The sequence below is a fragment of the Aestuariirhabdus litorea genome (assembly GCF_003864255.1).
GTDB classification, from domain to species: Bacteria; Pseudomonadota; Gammaproteobacteria; order Pseudomonadales; family Aestuariirhabdaceae; genus Aestuariirhabdus; species Aestuariirhabdus litorea.
The window spans coordinates 1,106,717-1,123,812 of the sequence record NZ_QWEZ01000002.1 but is presented as its reverse complement, the minus strand read 5'-3'; the positions used below and the strand labels follow the sequence as shown (position 1 = coordinate 1,123,812).

The 17,096-nt window shown below is 63.8% G+C and carries 12 protein-coding genes; 7 read left to right on the top strand and 5 right to left on the bottom strand.

What is annotated here, in order from left to right; all coding sequences use genetic code 11:
- Positions 1-6 precede the first annotated feature (6 nt).
- From D0544_RS15340 to D0544_RS15330, 3 genes are read right to left on the bottom strand one after another with little or no spacing between them, the layout of a single operon-like run.
- The gene (locus D0544_RS15340) at positions 7-1,635 is read right to left on the bottom strand and encodes a class I adenylate-forming enzyme family protein (RefSeq protein ID WP_125017681.1); all 1,629 of its coding nucleotides are present in this window, start codon (positions 1,633-1,635) and stop codon (positions 7-9) included.
- 2 nt (positions 1,636-1,637) lie between these two features.
- Entirely contained in the window at positions 1,638-2,876 is a 1,239-nt protein-coding gene (locus tag D0544_RS15335) for a thiolase family protein (protein ID WP_125017679.1), read from the bottom strand.
- Complete coding sequence (locus D0544_RS15330; protein ID WP_125017677.1) at positions 2,873-4,006, bottom strand: saccharopine dehydrogenase family protein; 1,134 nt, start codon at positions 4,004-4,006, stop codon at positions 2,873-2,875. The genes D0544_RS15335 and D0544_RS15330 overlap by 4 nt, the downstream gene beginning before the upstream one ends.
- A gap of 211 nt (positions 4,007-4,217) precedes the next feature.
- On the opposite strand from D0544_RS15330, the gene D0544_RS15325 reads away from it, so the two are divergent.
- Positions 4,218-5,222 (top strand): AraC family transcriptional regulator, encoded by a 1,005-nt coding sequence (locus D0544_RS15325; protein WP_125017675.1) that lies wholly within the window; start codon positions 4,218-4,220, stop codon positions 5,220-5,222.
- A 94-nt stretch (positions 5,223-5,316) separates the two neighbouring features.
- Entirely contained in the window at positions 5,317-5,697 is a 381-nt protein-coding gene (locus D0544_RS15320; RefSeq protein WP_125017673.1) for a VOC family protein, read from the top strand.
- 58 nt (positions 5,698-5,755) lie between these two features.
- Here the strand turns inward: D0544_RS15320 and D0544_RS15315 are convergent, their stop codons facing one another.
- Both D0544_RS15315 and D0544_RS15310 read right to left on the bottom strand, forming a co-directional pair.
- On the bottom strand, positions 5,756-7,717 hold the full coding sequence (locus tag D0544_RS15315) for a VacB/RNase II family 3'-5' exoribonuclease (RefSeq protein ID WP_125017671.1): 1,962 nt from the start codon (positions 7,715-7,717) through the stop codon (positions 5,756-5,758).
- A 385-nt stretch (positions 7,718-8,102) separates the two neighbouring features.
- Entirely contained in the window at positions 8,103-8,855 is a 753-nt protein-coding gene (locus D0544_RS15310) for an FCD domain-containing protein (protein WP_125017669.1), read from the bottom strand.
- Between the two features lie 566 nt (positions 8,856-9,421).
- On the opposite strand from D0544_RS15310, the gene D0544_RS15305 reads away from it, so the two are divergent.
- The 5 genes from D0544_RS15305 to D0544_RS15285 are packed head-to-tail and all read left to right on the top strand — an operon-like array spanning position 9,422 to position 17,043.
- The gene (locus D0544_RS15305) at positions 9,422-10,234 is read left to right on the top strand and encodes a (Fe-S)-binding protein (RefSeq protein ID WP_125017667.1); all 813 of its coding nucleotides are present in this window, start codon (positions 9,422-9,424) and stop codon (positions 10,232-10,234) included.
- Complete coding sequence (locus D0544_RS15300; RefSeq protein WP_125017665.1) at positions 10,231-11,658, top strand: LutB/LldF family L-lactate oxidation iron-sulfur protein; 1,428 nt, start codon at positions 10,231-10,233, stop codon at positions 11,656-11,658. Before D0544_RS15305 ends, D0544_RS15300 begins: the two co-directional genes overlap by 4 nt.
- Complete coding sequence (locus D0544_RS15295) at positions 11,655-12,344, top strand: LutC/YkgG family protein (protein WP_125017663.1); 690 nt, start codon at positions 11,655-11,657, stop codon at positions 12,342-12,344. The genes D0544_RS15300 and D0544_RS15295 overlap by 4 nt, the downstream gene beginning before the upstream one ends.
- 3 nt (positions 12,345-12,347) lie before the next feature.
- Positions 12,348-15,212 carry an FAD-binding and (Fe-S)-binding domain-containing protein gene (locus D0544_RS15290; RefSeq protein ID WP_125017661.1) on the top strand — a complete coding sequence of 955 codons (2,865 nt, stop codon included), beginning with the start codon at positions 12,348-12,350 and terminating at the stop codon, positions 15,210-15,212.
- Positions 15,213-15,270: 58 nt separating this feature from the next.
- Positions 15,271-17,043 carry an adenylate/guanylate cyclase domain-containing protein gene (locus D0544_RS15285; protein ID WP_125017659.1) on the top strand — a complete coding sequence of 591 codons (1,773 nt, stop codon included), beginning with the start codon at positions 15,271-15,273 and terminating at the stop codon, positions 17,041-17,043.
- Positions 17,044-17,096: the final 53 nt, after the last annotated feature.

The following is a 17,096-nucleotide window of genomic DNA, read 5'->3' as shown; positions in this document are numbered from 1 at the left end:
CTCATATTACTCAGCTTGGGTGAACAACTGCGCGCCGGGGGCGTGAAACTGCTCCAGCAGGAAACGCTCCTGGGGCTTTTCCGACGCGGTCTTGGGGATCTCCTCCACCCGTTGCAGGTAAGCGGGTACAAAGCTCGCCTCCAGCTCACGACGGCAATGGGCGAACAGGGATTTCGGATCAAAGTCCACCGCCTCGCTGACCACAATGGCTGCCACCACCTCCTTTTCGCCGGGGGCACAGCCTTCGAGGCTGACCCCGTAAACGTACACATCGTCGACGCTGTGGTGGCTGGCCAGCGCCTTCTCCACAAAGGCGGAGTTGACGAAGTCGCCGTTGCGGCGAATGCCGCCCCCCTTGCGATACTCGAAATAGAGCCAGCCCTGTTCGTCGAGGTGGCCGATATCACCCATCCGCAACCAGCCCCCCTCGGTCTTGTCCGCCGAGGCCGCGGCGTTTTTGTAGTAGCTCACCCGGGGGGCGCTGCCGTCGGCACCGCGGAAGCAGATTTCGCCCGACTCAAAGGGCGCGCAGGGTTCGCCGCGCTCGTTAAACAGCTGCAACTCCAGGGTCGGTGGTGCCTTGCCAACGCTCCCCACCGGCCCCTGCCCGCAGGGGTTGAGGGTCAGCCCCCCCTCGGCGGCGCCGTAGAATTCGAAGATCTCCACCCCGAAACGCTCGCGGAACTCGTTCCAGATCACCGCCGGCATACCGGCGCTGATCACGTAGCGCACCGGGTTGTCGGCGTCGTTGTCGCGCCGCGGCTCGCTGAAGATGGCGGTGGTCATGCCGCCGAGCAGGTTGAACACCGTGCAGCCGTAGTGGCGGGCAATATCCCACAGGCGCGACTTGGTGAACTTGCGGCTGATCACCCCCCTGAGCCCCATCTTCAGCGAGGAGCCGAGGGTCACCAGCTGGGCGTTGGCGTGGGTCAGGGAGAGACCTGTGTAGGGACGATCCTCCGGGGTCAGGCCAAGCAGTGGACCCAGGCAGGCCGCTTCACCAAAGCGCCGGTGGGGGGCAATAATCGCCTTGGGGTCGCCGGTGGTGCCAGAGGTGTAGAGCATCTGCATGGGGTCGTCGGCATTACAGGCCGCCACCTCAAGCGCTTCAAATGAGGAAATCTCGGTTTTTAGAATATCGTCTAGGCTGGCGCTATCGATTCCGACGAGGCGGGAGCGGTTGTTCTCAGCCGGGACACCGCTATCCATCACCCAGGCCCATTCGAGCCCGGGCAGGCTGGCTTCAACGGCGGCCAGGTTGTCCAGCGCGTAGTCGGCGAGAATCACCCCCTTGCACTCGGCAAAATCGAGCATATAGGTAAGCTTGGCGCCGCGGGTGCGCGGGTCTATGGGTACAAATACCGTGTTGGTGATCGAGGCGGCGATCATCGCCTCGACAAAATCCGGGTGGTTCTGCATCAACAGGCCGAAGCGGTCGCCGGCCGCCAGCCCCTGCTCCCGCAGGTGGTAGGCGATCCGCTGGGCGTTGTCCCACAGCTGTCGGTAGCTGCGGCGCTCCTCCTCCAGCGACCCATCGGCGGCAAGGCTCACGAAGGTGAGTACCTCAAGCTCCGGGCAGCGCTCCACCCGGTTGGCGATCAGGTTCGCCAGTATCAGCTCATCACGCTCGGCCATGGTTAATCCTCCCTCGCGAGAATGCTGACGACGGTGGCCGCCGCATCCAGCCCGATCATGCCCCCGCCGTTGTGGGCCAGGCCGATGCGGACGTTCGCTACCTGGCGGCGACCGCTGGCGCCCCGCAGCTGTTCGGTCAGCTCGACGATCTGTGCTGCGCCCGAGGCGCCGATCGGGTGCCCCTTGCGCAGCAGGCCACCGGAAACGTTCACTGGCAGGCGTCCACCGAGACGGGTCACCCCCTCATCGATCAGTCGCCCCCCCATTCCCCGGTCGCAGATCCCCAGGTACTCGTAGGCGATCAGCTCGGAGGGGGCCGAGGCATCGTGCAGTTCGATCAGGGAGAGATCGTCAGGGCCGATACCGGCGCACTCATAGGCCTGGGTGGCGGCCAGGGCCCCCACCGAGAGATCCCCCTCGGCCTGGTCCCAACCGCTCACCAGCGCCGAGGCGCGCACCCGCACCGCCTGTCCCCGGGGCAGCGTCCGCGCCACCCGCTCGCTGACCACCACAATGGCGGCGGCGCCGTCGCCGATGGGGGAACACATCGGCAGGGTCAGGGGATCGACGATCTCCCGCGCCGCCAGCACCGCCTCGACACTCATCGGCTGCTGGAACTGGGCACGGGGGTTAAGGCTGCCGTGGAAGGCGTTCTTGGCGGTGACCCCGGCGATCTGCTCGCGGGTGGTGCCGTAGCGCTTCATGTGCGCCTTGGCCATGAGCGAGTAGATATCCATAAACACCGAACGGCTCTTGCCGGCGTTTTCCACATCCACCGTTTCACCGGCCTGGTCCGCCAGCGCCTGCAGGGCGCCGAGCAGCCCGCCGGCCTTTTCGGTATCCACCGCCCCGTCGAAGGCGGCGAAGGTGCGCGCCTTGTCCTCATGGAACAGCTTTTCGAAGCCGCACACCAGCACCCGGTCGTATAGCCCCGCCGACACCATGGCGCAGGCCTGCTGAAAGGCGGTGGAGGAGGTGGCGCAGGCGTTCTCGACGTTGACCACCGGGATCTTGCCGATCCCCAGCTCCCGCAGCGCCACCTGGCCGCTGATCATCTCCTGCCCCTGCACCACGCCGCCGGCGCCGTTGCCCATGTAGGCCGCCTCAACCTGCGAGGGTTCGATGCCGGCATCCCGCAGGGCGTCACGGATCGCCATCCCCGCCAACCCCTTGAGGCTGGTCTCCAGGTGCTTGCCGAAGGGGGTCATCCCCACCCCGGCCACGTAGGCGTTCATCTTCATGCGGACACTCCCACGGGAGGCAGGTTGCAGTAGCCCTTGGCGTGGAAGCAGCGCAGCAGGTCACGGTAATCAAAGGCGGTTGCCACCGACTGGAAGCCGACCCGCTCAACCCGCCCCTCGAGCAGACGCTGGGCCGCTTCGGCGCAGACCTCGCCGGTCCAGCTATAGGGGGCGGAGAGGTTGAGGACAAACTGGGTGGTAAGGGTGCGGCCGCGGCCATAGCAGACCACCAGCGAGCGCTGGACATCGACGTCATCCTTGGGAGGCTCGCCGGTGTTGATCTGGTCGCCGATCTGGTTGGTGAGCTGCTCCTTCTGCTCCTGGGTCATGCCCTGGCTCAGCGCATTGAACTGGCCGATCGCCTCCAGTACGCCGTCAACGATGTGCTCACCGATGGCGGTCAGGACGCTGCAGTTGCGCACCCGCGGGTGGTCAGCGTACCAGACCGGCTCGCAGGCACCGCCCCAGGGCAGGGCCCGGTAGGGTTGCGCCCGGTAGGGGACCACCACCTGGTAGGCCTGGTCGTTGGGCCAGGCCTTGAACTCGTTCTGCTCCAGGTAGTACTGGGAGGTCTCGTTGCACTGCATGCGCAGGAAGGACTTGGTGCTGGCTTCGGAGGGCAGGCCGTTGTCGATCTGGTAGATCAGATCCAGGGTATCGACCCCCTCATTCTCGAGCACCACCTCCGCCGCCAGCGCACCCGCCGCCCACATATAGGCGTTGGCCGGGCTCAGCAGCAACTGCTTGGCGGCGAAGGCCTCGCCGTACTGCTGCTTGATCGCCAGCACCCAGTCCTGCTCGCCGGTGGTGTCCAGGTAGTGGCAGCCCGCTTCCAGGCAGCACTCCACCACGGGCCAGGCCAGCTGCATAAAGGGGCCGGCAACGTTGATCACCACATCCACCTGTGTAAACAGCGGCATCAGCTCTTCTGCGGTGTTGCTGGCCACGGCGATCTGCGCCTGTGCTTCGCGGCCGAGGCGCTGGTTGACCACCGCCAGGGCGGCCTCGAGGCGCTCCCGGTTACGGCCGACAAAGAAGAAGGGGATATTGCGCTCGGCGAGGGATTCAGCCACCAGCTTGCCGGTGTAGCCGCTGGCGCCGTAGATCAGGATGCGTGGGGTCTGGGACATAGTGCCTCCGTTATTATTGGTGTCGGTTGTGGTCTCGCGTACCACCGCAGGTTCCCGAAGGGTGCGGTATCGATCCCGGTACTGAGCACAAGGTACCCCCTTTGGCGCGGGCCGATAATGTGACGCCCGGACTGAAACTTGTGAATCCCGGTCACACCCTCTACACTGATCCCGCGACTCGCACCCAGCCACAACCCCTAACAAAAAAAACATGAGTTCTGTTCAGCGCACCCGCATCAGCATCCTCGGCCTTAAGCCTTCACTGCAGGTGATGGTGCAGCGCGGCTATGACCCCAACCGGTGCCTGGCGGGCTGCGGCATTGAGCCCGCCCAGCTGGAGGAGCCGGACCTGCAGATCTCGCGGCAGCAGGAGTTTCGTTTCTATCGCAACCTGATCGATCTCAGCGGTGACCCGCGGATCGGCCTGCTACTGGGGGAGGCCTACCCGCCCCAGCGGTACGGCCTGTTCGGCTACGCCATGCTCAGCGCCGTCACCTTCGGCGATGCCATGGAGCTGGTGGACAAGTTTGGGATACTCACCTTCTCCCACTTTGATATCTCCATTGTGCAGCGGGACCAGCTGGCCGCCATGGAGATGCGGGACAGCATCGGCCTGGACCCGGACCTGCTGCGGCTCTACAGCGACCGCGATGTCTCCGCTGCCGCCCTGGCCGTGGAAGAGATTCTCGGCCAGCGGGTACCGGCACGGGAGGTTTACCTGATGCACAACGGCGGCGGCGATGAGACGCTCTACCGCGACTACTTCGGTTGCCCGGTGCGTTTTTCCCAGAAGTTCAATGCGTACGGCTTCGATCCCACCCTCATGGCGCGACCGCTGCCCCTGGCCGACCGCCAGAACTCCCAGTACTTCGCCCGCCAGTGCCAGCTGCTGCTGGACCGCCTCAGCAGCCAGAGCCGCCTCGTCGACGAGATCCGCCAGCGGGTGCTGGCGACCCCCGGTTATTTCCCCGACGCCGAGCAGATGGCCGACCTGCTGGCGATCTCGCCCCGCACCCTGCGCCGGCGATTATCGGCAGAGGGCAGCAGTTACCAGGAGATCATCGGCGAGATCCGTTACGAGCTGGCGCGCCAGTACCTGGCCACCAGCCTGCCGGTGGAGAAGATTGCAGAACTGCTCGGTTACAGCGAGCCGGGCAACTTTACCCACGCCTTCAAGCGCTGGAGCGGGCAGGCACCGAGCCGGTTCCAGCCCTGAGCCAGCAGCGAAAATAGGGGTGGCCGTCGACCGCTAATTTTGCGATAACAGTGTCTCGCTGCACTCTGCACGCGCGTATTCAAGGAGAAAAACAATGTTCAGTCACATTATGGTGGGGGCTAACGACATCGAAGCCTCCAAGGCTTTTTACGACGCCACCCTGGGAGCGCTGGGCTGCAAGCCCGGAGTCATGGACGATAAGGGGCGCTGCTTCTACTTTACCGACAGCGGTATCTTTGCGATCACCAAACCCCTCAACGGTGAGCCCGCCAGCCACGGCAACGGCAGCACCATCGGCTTTGCCGCCGCCAGTCCCGAGGCCGCCGACGCCTGGCACGCCGCCGGAGTCGCCAACGGCGGTAGCGCCTGCGAAGACGCCCCCGGTATCCGCGAAGGGGCCAACGGCCAGCTCTACCTCGCCTACCTGCGCGATCCGGCCGGTAACAAGCTCTGCGCCCTCTACCGGGTAGCCTAGGCCAGCAGCCCGACATGAGAGAGGGCGGTAGTTCACCCGCCGCCCTCTCCTCCCAGTCCTACTGGCCTACTGACGGGGCTACCGCCCCCGCCACCGGCTCGAAATAGAGCTTGCACTCCTCCAGCGCACAGCGCTTGACCCGCACCCGCAGCCGGTCACCGGCCTGATAGCGCTGCTGGCCGCCCCTCAGCACCTGCAGCACCGGGTCAAAACTGTACTTCTGCTTGGCCTTGCGCAGGTCCACCTGCCCCTCGACGCCGAACGCTTCCAGTCGCAGGTTGAGGCCGCCGGAGTGGGCCTGCACCACCGTCGCCTCATACTCGCTGTCCGCCGCCTGCTGGCTCATGAACAGGCACATGTACCAGTGCTCCAGCTCATTGCTGGCGTTGCGAGCCCGCAGGTGCTGCTGCTGCCAGGCCTGCAGGCGCTCGTCGCTCAGCTCCGCGGCCTGCTCGCCGGCCAGTAACGCCTTGATCTGGCGGTGTACCACCAGGTCGTTGTACTTACGGATCGGTGAGGTGAAGGTGGTGTAACGCTCGAGCCCCATGCCGGCGTGGGGCGCCTCGCGCCGCACCAGAACCGAGCGTTCGAGCATGCGGGTCACCAGCGCGCGCAACGGTGTGCCGTTGAGCGGCACGGCGGCCACCAGGGTCTTGAAGGCGTCGGGCGCACCGAGGTCGATCGCCCCCGGCTCTGGCAGGGCCTGGGCCAGCAGCTGCTGCAACACCTCGTGACGGTCGGCGCGAAAACCGGGATGGGCCACAAAGATACCATCGACCCCGGCTTCGGCGATAAAAGCCGCCGCACAGCGGTTGGCGGCCACCATCGCCTCCTCCACCAGCTGGTGGGCGAGGCTGCGCTCGACCCGGCGAATGGCGATGCAACGCTTCTCCTCATCGAGCTGCAGGTGGTAGTCGGGCTTATCCTCAAACAGCACCGCGTGCTGCCGCCGGTGCTGGTTAAGTGCCCCGGTCACCTCGCGCAAGGCGTTCAGGGAGGCCACTACCTCCTCAGCCAGCCCCGACTCGTTGCCCTCGCTGAACAGCTCGCTGACCCGCTCATAGCTGAGTTTGGCGTGGGAGCGTACCCGCACCGATTCGAAGCGGTGACCCCGGATCGCACCGTCGCGGCCCACCTGCATCTGGCACAGCAGCGCGAGGCGGTCCACCCCTTCACGCAGGGAGCACAGCTCCCGCGACAGCAAGGGCGGCAACATGGGGATACCAAACCCCGGCAGGTAGACCGAGGTGGCCCGCTGGCAGGCCTCTTTATCGATGGGCGAGCCGGGCTCGATCAATGCATCGGGGTCGGCGATCGCCACCCACAGGTTCCACCCCTCCTCGCTGGCCTCGGCCCAGAGGGCATCGTCCATATCCTGGGTAAAAGCGGAGTCGATGGTGACGAAGGGGGTGGCGCTCAGGTCCAGGCGGGTCGCCGCCAGCTCGCCGATGCGCTCGGCGCTGATCGATTCCATCTGCGCCTGCACCGCCGCGGGCCACTCGGGCTGGTAGTTATACTTGTCGAGGATAAAGCGCTCCTCCACCCCGATGTCGCCGGGCGCACCGATGCGCCGTACCACTGCGGCCTGGGCCTTGCCGTTCTTGAAGGGGTGGCGGGAGATGCGACAGCGCACCAGGTCACCGGCCTTCAGCTCTCCCCGCTCCTTGGGGGGGATAAAGAGCAGCCGATTGCTGAAGTGGGCCAGGTCGGGCTGCACAAAGTGGGTATCCCCCTTGATCACATAAAGTCCGCAGAACTCCTTGAGCTCGGAGCCCAGCAGCTCCTCCAGCAGGGCGTTGTCCTGCTTTTTCGCGGAGGGTTCGCGGCTGACCCGCACCCGGTCGCCGGGGAATACCCGCGCCATCTCCTCCGGTGAGAGAAACAGGCGTTCGCCATTGTCGAGGGCCACAAAGCCGAAGCGCCCGTGGCTACCGAGCACGGTGCCGTCGAAGGTCTCCTTGCTGGAGTGAATCTGGTTTTTTAGCTGCTGCAGCTGTTGCAGGGCGCTTTTATCGAGCATGGCGGGATCATAGGGAAGTGGGAGGGCTGCAAATTCTAATCAATCGCCGCCCCCAGAGCCAGCCGGATTAAGAAGCCTACGCATAAGTCCTTGCGAACTTTTGGCTTTCCGCTTGGTTCGCAATCAAGGCGTTATTTGGCCGTTTTTTGCTCCTGCAAAAACGGCATTCCCACCCTCCATGGTGGTCACAGCAATGTCCGGTCCTTGCAAAAAGTCACAGCGAAGAGTGCGGATCAAGCTGAAAGCCCTGTAGGGCAAAGCCTGGAAAGGCCAGTTTCGTGGTTGCATCCTTTGCTAAGGGCTACGGCCATTAGCTGCCGTCTGCGCCTGGTATCTGGCCTTTTCAGGCGTTTGCAGAAGCCGCAGAGACTTGTTCGCTGGCTCCCTAGAGCGCCAGCGCCGCCCCGCCCCGATTAAGACGCGCCTCCTCCCGTTTGAGGTCAGCGAGGGTGCGCTCGACGTAACTGAGGTGGATCTGGATCGCCTCCCGCGCGCGGTCCGGGTCACTGGCCATCACCGCCTCAAAGATCGCATCGTGTTGCTTCTTGAGGTTGTAGCGGGTCTCGCGCCGCCCGTACATGCCGCCGATGTTGGTGATCACATTGTGTTTGAGCAGGTCGAACAACCCCTTGACGGTGTGGAACAGCACCATGTTGTGACTGGCCTCAGCGATGCTGAGGTGGAAACGGGCATCGGCGGCGGCCTCCCGCTCCAGCGCCTGCTCCTCGTAGGAGCGTTGCAGCTCCTCGTAGGCTTCGCGGATACGCGCCTTGTCCTCATCGGTGGCGCGCATGGCGGCGTAGTAGGCGCAGTCCCCCTCGATGGTGTGGCGGTACTCCACCAGATCGAAGTGCACCTCGGGGTGAGAGTCGAGCAGCGCCAGCAGCGGGTCACTGAAGGAGGTACCGATGTTGTCCACCACGTAGGTGCCTCCCCCCTGGCGACTGCGCACCAGGCCCCGCGCGCCCAGCTTCTGGATCGCCTCACGCAGGGAGGGGCGCGACACACCGAACTCCCTGGCCAGCTCCCGCTCCGGCGGCAGGCGCTCCCCCGCCTTGATCGAGCCCTGCAGGATCAGGGTTTCCAGCTTCTCGACGATCTTGTCGGACAGTTTGGGGCGTTTGATGGACGATTCCATGGGGGACTCCGGAACAGGGGTACAATTGGTCATACCTTAAAGCAGAGTATCCCTTCAGATCAATATACCGCAAAATCTAATTTATCTTTTAAAATAGAATCAGTTATAGCAATTTACCGACAAAGTGCCCCACTCCATTGGTAATACCACCCTCCCCTAAAGGCGAAAAGGGCACCGCAACGCCTCCCTGCCGCAGTGCGCCATACCCCCTGATCATGGATTACTGCGTCATCGCTGCCCCATCCCCGGCGGGTCTGGTCTGACCAAAACCACCCGCCTCGCCCACAGGACCGGCATCCGGGGGCGGTTAGGGTCCCTCCACTCACAGACCTCCCCCCCGCCGCCCCCTGCTGCAGCGCAACGATAGTCTGAGTTTCACCCGCACGCGCCAGTTGCGAGCCATGTCGGGGCGGCATCTCCGATGCGGCAGAAGACCGAGGTCTTATTGACAGTTTTTTGGACTCAGGCGTAGAGTGGACCAACAAGCAGGGTCAACTGGTATTACCATTAGCCTTTGGCAACACAGGCACCCTGCCCCGATCACAATAATTTGAGGCCGTTACACCATGAGCCCTGCCCCCCAGTTCCATAACGCCATGGGAAACTCTCCCGCCACCCCCCCGGAGCGGACCTACCCGGCCAAACCCGAGAAGATCTACCTCTATGGCACCTGCCTGGTGGACCTGCTGGCTCCCCAGGCGGGGATCGACGCCATTGAGTTGATCGAGTCCCAGGGTATCGAGGTGATCTTTCACGAGCAGCAGAGCTGCTGCGGCCAGCCGGCCTACACCTCGGGTTATACCGAGCAGGCGCGCGAGGTGGCCCGCAGCCAGCTGCAACTGTTCAACGAACCCTGGCCCCTGGTGGTGCTGTCGGGCTCCTGCGGCGGCATGATTCGCCACCACTACCCCAGCCTGTTCGCCGACCAGCCCGAGGCCGCCGAAGCGCTGGCACTGGCAGAGCGAACCTTCGAGTTCAGTGAGTTCCTTCTGCACGTGCTCAAGCTGCAACTCAACGACCAGGGAGCCCCGGAACGGGTGGTGCTGCACACCTCCTGCACGGCCCGGCGTGAAATGAACACCCACCTCAGCGGCCGTGCGCTGCTGGAGCAGCTGACCGGGGTGGAGATCGCCGAGCAGGATCACGAAGCCGAGTGCTGTGGCTTCGGTGGTACCTTTTCCATACGCCACCCGCAGATCTCCGGTGCCATGGTGGAGGACAAGGCACAATCCCTCGAAAATACAGGCGCCACCCGGCTGGTGAGTGCCGACTTTGGTTGCCTGATGAACATCAACGGCAAGCTGGAGGCCAAGCAGAGCTCCTTGAGGGGCATCCACCTGGCCAGCTACCTGAAGCAACGCTGTGGAGGTCTGTCATGAGCGAGATCATCGCCACCAGCAGTTTCCGTGAACGCACTGAGGCGGCGGTCAATGACCCTGTGCTGCGCAAAAACTTCCGCGGCGCCATGGATTTTCTGATCGACAAGCGCAAAAGCGTGTTCGACGACGAGGAGGAACTGCAGCAGCTTCGCCGCCTCGGCAACCGCATCCGCACTCGTGCGCTCTCCAAGCTCCCCAGCCTGCTGGCACAGCTGGAGACCAACCTCACCGCCAACGGCATTCAGGTGCACTGGGCGGAGACCGCCGAGGAGGCTAACCGCGTCATTCACGAGTTGATGGCCGCCCACAGCGCCCGCAAGGTGGTGAAGGGCAAGTCGATGGTGAGCGAAGAGGTGGAGATGAACCACTACCTCGCCGATCGCGGTATCGACTGCATCGAGTCGGACATGGGCGAGTACATCATCCAGCTCGATAATGAAAAACCATCACACATCATCATGCCCGCCATCCACAAGAGCGCGCAGGATGTCGCCAAACTGTTCGAGCAGCACATTCCCGGCACCGAGTACAACGAGGATGTGGACTTCCTCATCCAGACCGGCCGTAAGGCGCTGCGCCAGGTCTTTTACGAGGCCGATGTGGGGGTCTCCGGGGTCAACTTCGCGGTGGCCGAAACCGGCACCCTGTGCCTGGTTGAGAATGAGGGCAACGGGCGCATGAGCACCACGGTGCCCGATGTGCACATTGCCATCACCGGCATCGAGAAGGTGGTCGAACTGCTGGAGGATGTCCCGCCCCTGTTGAGCCTGCTGACCCGCTCCGCCACCGGCCAGGCGATCACCACCTACTTCAATATGATCAGCTCGCCCCGCAAGGCCGGTGAGATGGATGGCCCCCGCGAGGTGCACCTGGTACTGCTGGATAACGGCCGCTCCCAGGCCTACGCCGACAGCTCGCTGCGCGATACCCTCAACTGCATCCGCTGCGGCGCCTGCATCAACCACTGCCCGGTCTACACCCGTGTCGGCGGCCACGCCTACGGTACCGTTTACCCCGGCCCGATTGGCAAAATCATCTCCCCTCACCTGCTGGGTCTGGAAGAGACCCGCGACCTGCCCAGCGCCTCCTCGCTGTGCGGGGCCTGCGGCGAGGTGTGCCCGGTCAAGATTCCGATCCCCGATATCCTGCTCAGGTTGCGCCAGGAATCGGTCCACCCACCGACCGCGGACCACCCCGGCCTGCGGGGCCAGGGGGCCAAGTTCAGCCGCTTTGAGCGTTCCCTCTGGAGTGGTTGGGCCATGATCTACAGCCGTCCCGGCCTCTATCGTGTTTTCTCTCGGCTGGCGACCACCTTCGGCCGCCTGCTGCCCCGCCGTATTACCCCCTGGGGCAAGGCCCGCACCCTGCCGCAACCGGCGCCCAAATCCCTCCACCAGCGCGTCAAGGAGCGCCAGGCATCATGAGCCATCGTGACCGTATCCTAAACCGACTCAGCTCCGAGCTGGCCGCCAGCGGCGCCGAACCCCTGCACCGCGAACATGAGGACCGCCGGGTGGTTACCCAGCGTTACCAGTACGACCCCCAGGAGCGGGTAAGGCGCCTCACCGAGATGATGCAGGCGGTGCACACCGAGGTCCATTCCACCGACGAACACAGCTGGCCGCAACGGCTACTGGAGTTGATGCAGGAGAAAGGGCTCACCAACCTGCTGCTGGGACTGGCGACGCCCCACGGCCAGCAGCTCAGTAGCGCCTGGCAGGGCAACGACTCGACGCCGCAGCTGGAGGATGCCCAACGCCCGATCGAGGCGCTCAAGGAGGCCCTGTTCCATCGTACCGACGCGGCCCTGACTGGCTCTCGCGGCGGCATCGCCGCCACCGGCTCGATCATTGTCTGGCCCACCCCCGAGGAGCCGCGCCTGATCTCGCTGGTGCCGCCGGTTCACTTTGTGCTGCTGCGCGCCTCCACCATCCACAACAGCTTTGCCGAGGTGATGGAGCAGGAGCAGTGGAAAACGGCACTGCCCACCAATGCGCTGCTCATCTCCGGTCCCTCCAAGACCGCCGATATACAACAGACCCTTGCCTATGGAGCCCACGGACCCAAGGAGCTGGTGGTGCTGCTGATCAACGATCTGGATACCCCATAAGCCATGCACGATTCCTTGCCTGCGGCCTACCAGGGCTTTTATCACGACGTCAGCCAGACCATTGAGCCTGCACGCCTGATCACCGATCCGTTGCGCACCCTGGCCTTCGGCACCGACGCCAGCTTCTATCGCCTGATTCCCCGCATCGTGGTGGAGGCCGAGAGCGAGGCGGAGATCCAGCTGCTACTGGAGCAGGCCCACCGTTACCAGCTGCCGGTCACCTTCCGCGCCGCCGGCACCAGCCTCTCCGGACAGGCGATCAGCGATTCGATCCTGATCCGTCTCGGCCGCGGCTGGCAGAACCACCGCATCGAGCAGGAGGGTCACCTGATCCACCTGCAACCCGGGGTGATCGGCGCCCAGGCCAACGCCTGGCTGGCCCCCTTTGGTCGCAAGATCGGCCCCGACCCGGCCTCCATCAACAGCTGCAAGATCGGCGGCATCGCCGCCAACAACGCCAGTGGCATGTGCTGCGGTACCGCCCACAACAGCTACCACACCCTCGCCGGGATGCGCCTGATCCTGGCGGACGGTACCCTGCTCGATAGCCGTAGCGAGCTGGGGCGTGATGCCTTCCGCCAGCAGCAGGGGCCCCTGCTGGCAGCGCTGGCACAACTGGCACGGGAGACCGCCGCCCAACCAGAGCTGGCCGAGCGCATTCGCCACAAATACCGGCTCAAGAACACCACCGGTTACAGCCTCAACGCGCTGCTCGATTTCGACGACCCGATCGATATCCTGCAGCACCTGATGATCGGCTCGGAGGGAACCCTCGGCTGCATTACCGAGGTCAGCTACCATACGGTGCCGGAACCGGCCCATAAGGCCTCCTCTTTGGTGCTCTTCCCCACTGTCGAGGTCGCCTGCCAGGCGGTAGCGGCGGTGAAGGCAACGCCGGTGTCGGCGGTGGAGCTGATGGACCGGCGTGCCCTGGCCAGCGTTGAGGACAAGCCCGGCATGCCCCCCTTTATTGCCCAGCTCGGCGCCGAGGCGGCCGCCCTGCTGATCGAGGCCGGTGCCGAGACAGCGGCGCTACTGCAGGAGCAGATTGAGGCCATTACCCAGGCGCTCTCTCCCTTTGAGCAGCTGCCATCGATCGCCTTCACCAGTGACCCCGAGCAGTACGCCCAGCTGTGGGCAATCCGCAAGGGGCTTTTCCCGGCGGTGGGGGCGGTACGCGAAACCGGTACCACCGTAATCATCGAGGACGTGGCTTTCCCGGTGGAGCACCTGGCCGAGGGGGTTCGCAAACTGGAAGCCCTGTTTGTCAAATACCACTACAACGAAGCGATCATCTTTGGCCATGCCCTGGAGGGCAACCTCCACTTCGTCTTTACCCAGGACTTTTCGACAAGCGAGGAAGTCTCTCGTTATAGCGGGTTTATGGACGAGGTGGCTCAGCTGGTGGCCGTGGAGTACGGCGGTTCCCTCAAGGCGGAGCATGGCACCGGTCGCAACATGGCGCCCTACGTCGAGCTGGAGTGGGGCAGTGACGCCTACCGGCTGATGCAGCGCCTCAAGCAGCTGCTGGACCCCGCCGGACTGCTCAACCCCGGGGTGATCATCAACGACAATCCCCACGCCCACCTTGAAGACCTGAAACAGCTGCCCGCCGCTAACGAGCTGATCGACAAGTGTATCGAATGCGGTTTCTGTGAGGCGGTCTGCCCCTCCGCCCAGCTCAGCATCACCCCGCGCCAGCGCATCGTGCTGTGGCGCGAGATCCAGCATTTGCAGCGCGAGGGCAGCGACCCCCAGCGACTCGCTCAATTACAGAAGGATTACCAGTATTTTGGTATCGACAGTTGCGCCGTGGACGGACTCTGCTCGCTGCGCTGCCCGGTCGGTATCAACACCGGCGAGCTGACCCTGCAGCTGCGCCAGCAGCGCAACCAAAAGCATGAAGGCAAAGCGCAGTGGCTGGCCGATCACTTTGCCGGTGCCAGCAGGGTGACACGCACCACCCTTAAGGTGGCCGACACCACCCATGGATTGCTGGGCAGTCAGCTGATGGGCAAGATAACCGGCGCCGCCCGCAAGCTCAGTGGCGGTGCGGTGCAGCAATGGACCCCCAGCATGCCCACCGCTGCCCCCGCTCTCTCCAGGCAGCCCGAGTACAACCGGGGGCTGGGGAATGATGCCCCCCGGGTGGTCTACCTGCCCAGCTGCGCCAGCCAGGTGATGGGGCCGGCTCGGGGTGAAAGTGACAGCACCCCCCTGACCCAGAAAACCATCGCCCTGCTCAACAAGGCGGGATTTTATGTCGTTATACCCGAGCAACTCTCATCCCTGTGCTGCGGCCAGCCCTTCGCCAGCAAGGGGATGCCCGCGCAGGCCAACCAGAAGCTGGATGAGTGGCAGCAGGCAATGCTCAAGGCCAGCGATAACGGCGCGTACCCCATCTACTGTGATACCAGCCCCTGTGTGCTGCGGGCAAAAAATGGAGCCCTCGATCCACGACTCCAGCTGTTCGAACCACTGGCTTTCATCGACCAGTACCTGCTGCCCAGGCTGCAGATCGACCCGGTCGATGAAACCATTGCCGTACACATCACCTGCAGCACCCAGCGATTGGGCCACAGCGCCCTGCTTACCGGGCTGGTAAAACGCTGTGCCAGGCGCGTATTTGTGCCGGAAGAGATCACCTGCTGCGGCTTTGCCGGCGACAAGGGGTTCTCGTTGCCGGAGCTGAACGCGGCCGCACTGGGATCGCTCAGACAGCAGCTGCCGGGCGACTGCCGAGAGGGGGTCTCTACCAGCCGCACCTGTGAAATCGGCCTCTCCCACCACAGCGGCATTCCTTACCACTCGGTGGTCTACCTGCTGGACCGGGTCAGCCGCCCCCTTGCCGCCGAACCCAGCCGGTGATTCAAACGGGTTCTGCGCCTATACTGGGCGCAGAACCCAGTAGAGATCACAGGTGAGCATGTCCTCCAGACTCTCCATAACCACCCTGCTCAGTGTCGGCTTCGGCCTGCTGATGATGATCGCAGTGATCACCGTCTCCCTGATCGGGGTCAGTTCGACCCGCAAGAACATGGTCAACATGATGAGCCAGCTGGGCACCCTTGCACTCACCAGCCTGCAGGCCCAGATGCATGACTATATGCAGCCGGTCAACAGCCAGCTCGACTACATCGCCACGCTGATGCAAAAAGGGCAGGTGTCTCCACAGGCACCTGAGGCGCTGAAAGCCACCCTCTCCGGATCGCTTTCCGCCCTGCCCCAGGTCTACGGCATGGCCTACATCAACGATCAGTATGAGATGCAGGCACTGCACCGCGATGACGCTGTCCGCTTTACTCGAAACATGAATAAGCCCCACAGAATAGAGCCCTATTTCTCCTCTCCGAGCCGCATCGAAAAGGCCATTTGGGGTGACCCTGAAGCCCTTCCCGGTGGGGCCCGCGTGATTCCGGTTACTCGCATGGTCTATCTGCCGGATGGGCGCAAGGGGATGCTGCTGACAGCCATTGATGTCGCTTTACTTAATGAGCATATTTCACAACTATCCGGAAAGCACAGCAATACCTTCATGCTGCTGGGCCGCCAGAAGCTGCTCGCCTCCTCCTTCAGCCTGCCCCTCAGCGAACCACTGGGGGACCAGCCGCTGGCGGATATCGAATCCCTTGCTGGCAACCCCCTGCGCCTGATCTGGTCAGAGCAGGCACAGGACAACGACATGCAGATGCCGGAGGGGATGCTCAGCCATACCGTCCACCAGGGTGAGCAGAGCTGGATCTACATCTACACCGAAACCCGCAACTACTCCGAGGTACCGATCCTGTTGGGCATGGTGGTCTCCGGCGAACAGTTGAGCGAGGAGCGCAATGCCCTTTACCTGCAGGTACTGTTCAGTGTCCTGATGCTGCTGCTGTTCGTCGCCCTCTGCTGGCTCTTCAGCCGCCGCCTCGGCAGCCGCTTCAGCCGCATCGCCCAGGGCTTCGAGGCGATCCGCGAATCCAACCTGGGACAGTTAACCCCCATGCCCCCGAGCCGCATCATCGAGTTTGACCAGGTCTCCCAGGCCTACAACCGCATGACCGAGGGGCTGAAACAAAACCAGCAGATGCGCGACCTGTTCGGCCAGTATGTGCCCAAGGATATCGCCCTTCAGCTGCTGCGTGACGGAGGACAACTGGCCCCCCAGCACGCCTATGCCACCATTTTTTTCATCGACCTCGAAGGTTTCACCAGTCTCTCCGAACGGCTTTCACCGGAGCAGTTGCTCACCACCCTCAACGCCTTTTTTTCCATGGTGGCCGAAGAGTTGGAGGCCCAGGGGGGGATCATCACCCAATTCCAGGGGGATGCGGTGCTGGCGATCTTCAATATCCCCAATCCCCAGCCGGACCATGCCCGGCGCGCACTCAACGCCAGCCGTCGCATCCTGCTCAGGACCCGGTCAGAGCAGTTCAACCACCAGCACCTGTCGTGCCGTATCGGCCTCAATAGCGGCGAGGTGATCGCCGGTAATGTGGGAGCCCCCAAGCGCCAGAACTACACGGTGCACGGAGATGCGGTTAACCTGGCGTCACGCCTTGAAACTCTCAACAAGGAGTACGGCACCCGCCTGCTGCTCTCCGCCAGCACGGTGGAGCTGCTGCCCGGTGAACGCTTCCGTGAAATCGGTGAGATTGCCATACGGGGCAAGCAACAGCCCGTACGCGTCTATACCCTGGCCGACGCCCAACCCTGATGTCCCAGGGCAGCGCCCCACCCACCGCTACAAATGCCAACCGACAGGGGACA

Excerpts from the sequence above, each read along its gene's own strand:
- D0544_RS15290 (WP_125017661.1), top strand. The coding sequence starts at position 12,348 with ATGCACGATTCCTTGCCTGCGGCCTACCAGGGCTTTTATCACGACGTC.
- D0544_RS15325 (WP_125017675.1), top strand. The coding sequence starts at position 4,218 with ATGAGTTCTGTTCAGCGCACCCGCATCAGCATCCTCGGCCTTAAGCCT.
- D0544_RS15340 (WP_125017681.1), bottom strand. The coding sequence starts at position 1,635 with ATGGCCGAGCGTGATGAGCTGATACTGGCGAACCTGATCGCCAACCGG.
- D0544_RS15285 (WP_125017659.1), top strand. The coding sequence starts at position 15,271 with ATGTCCTCCAGACTCTCCATAACCACCCTGCTCAGTGTCGGCTTCGGC.
- D0544_RS15335 (WP_125017679.1), bottom strand. The coding sequence starts at position 2,876 with ATGAAGATGAACGCCTACGTGGCCGGGGTGGGGATGACCCCCTTCGGC.
- D0544_RS15310 (WP_125017669.1), bottom strand. The coding sequence starts at position 8,855 with ATGGAATCGTCCATCAAACGCCCCAAACTGTCCGACAAGATCGTCGAG.
- D0544_RS15305 (WP_125017667.1), top strand. The coding sequence starts at position 9,422 with ATGAGCCCTGCCCCCCAGTTCCATAACGCCATGGGAAACTCTCCCGCC.
- D0544_RS15330 (WP_125017677.1), bottom strand. The coding sequence starts at position 4,006 with ATGTCCCAGACCCCACGCATCCTGATCTACGGCGCCAGCGGCTACACC.
- D0544_RS15300 (WP_125017665.1), top strand. The coding sequence starts at position 10,231 with ATGAGCGAGATCATCGCCACCAGCAGTTTCCGTGAACGCACTGAGGCG.
- D0544_RS15315 (WP_125017671.1), bottom strand. The coding sequence starts at position 7,717 with ATGCTCGATAAAAGCGCCCTGCAACAGCTGCAGCAGCTAAAAAACCAG.
- D0544_RS15295 (WP_125017663.1), top strand. The coding sequence starts at position 11,655 with ATGAGCCATCGTGACCGTATCCTAAACCGACTCAGCTCCGAGCTGGCC.
- D0544_RS15320 (WP_125017673.1), top strand. The coding sequence starts at position 5,317 with ATGTTCAGTCACATTATGGTGGGGGCTAACGACATCGAAGCCTCCAAG.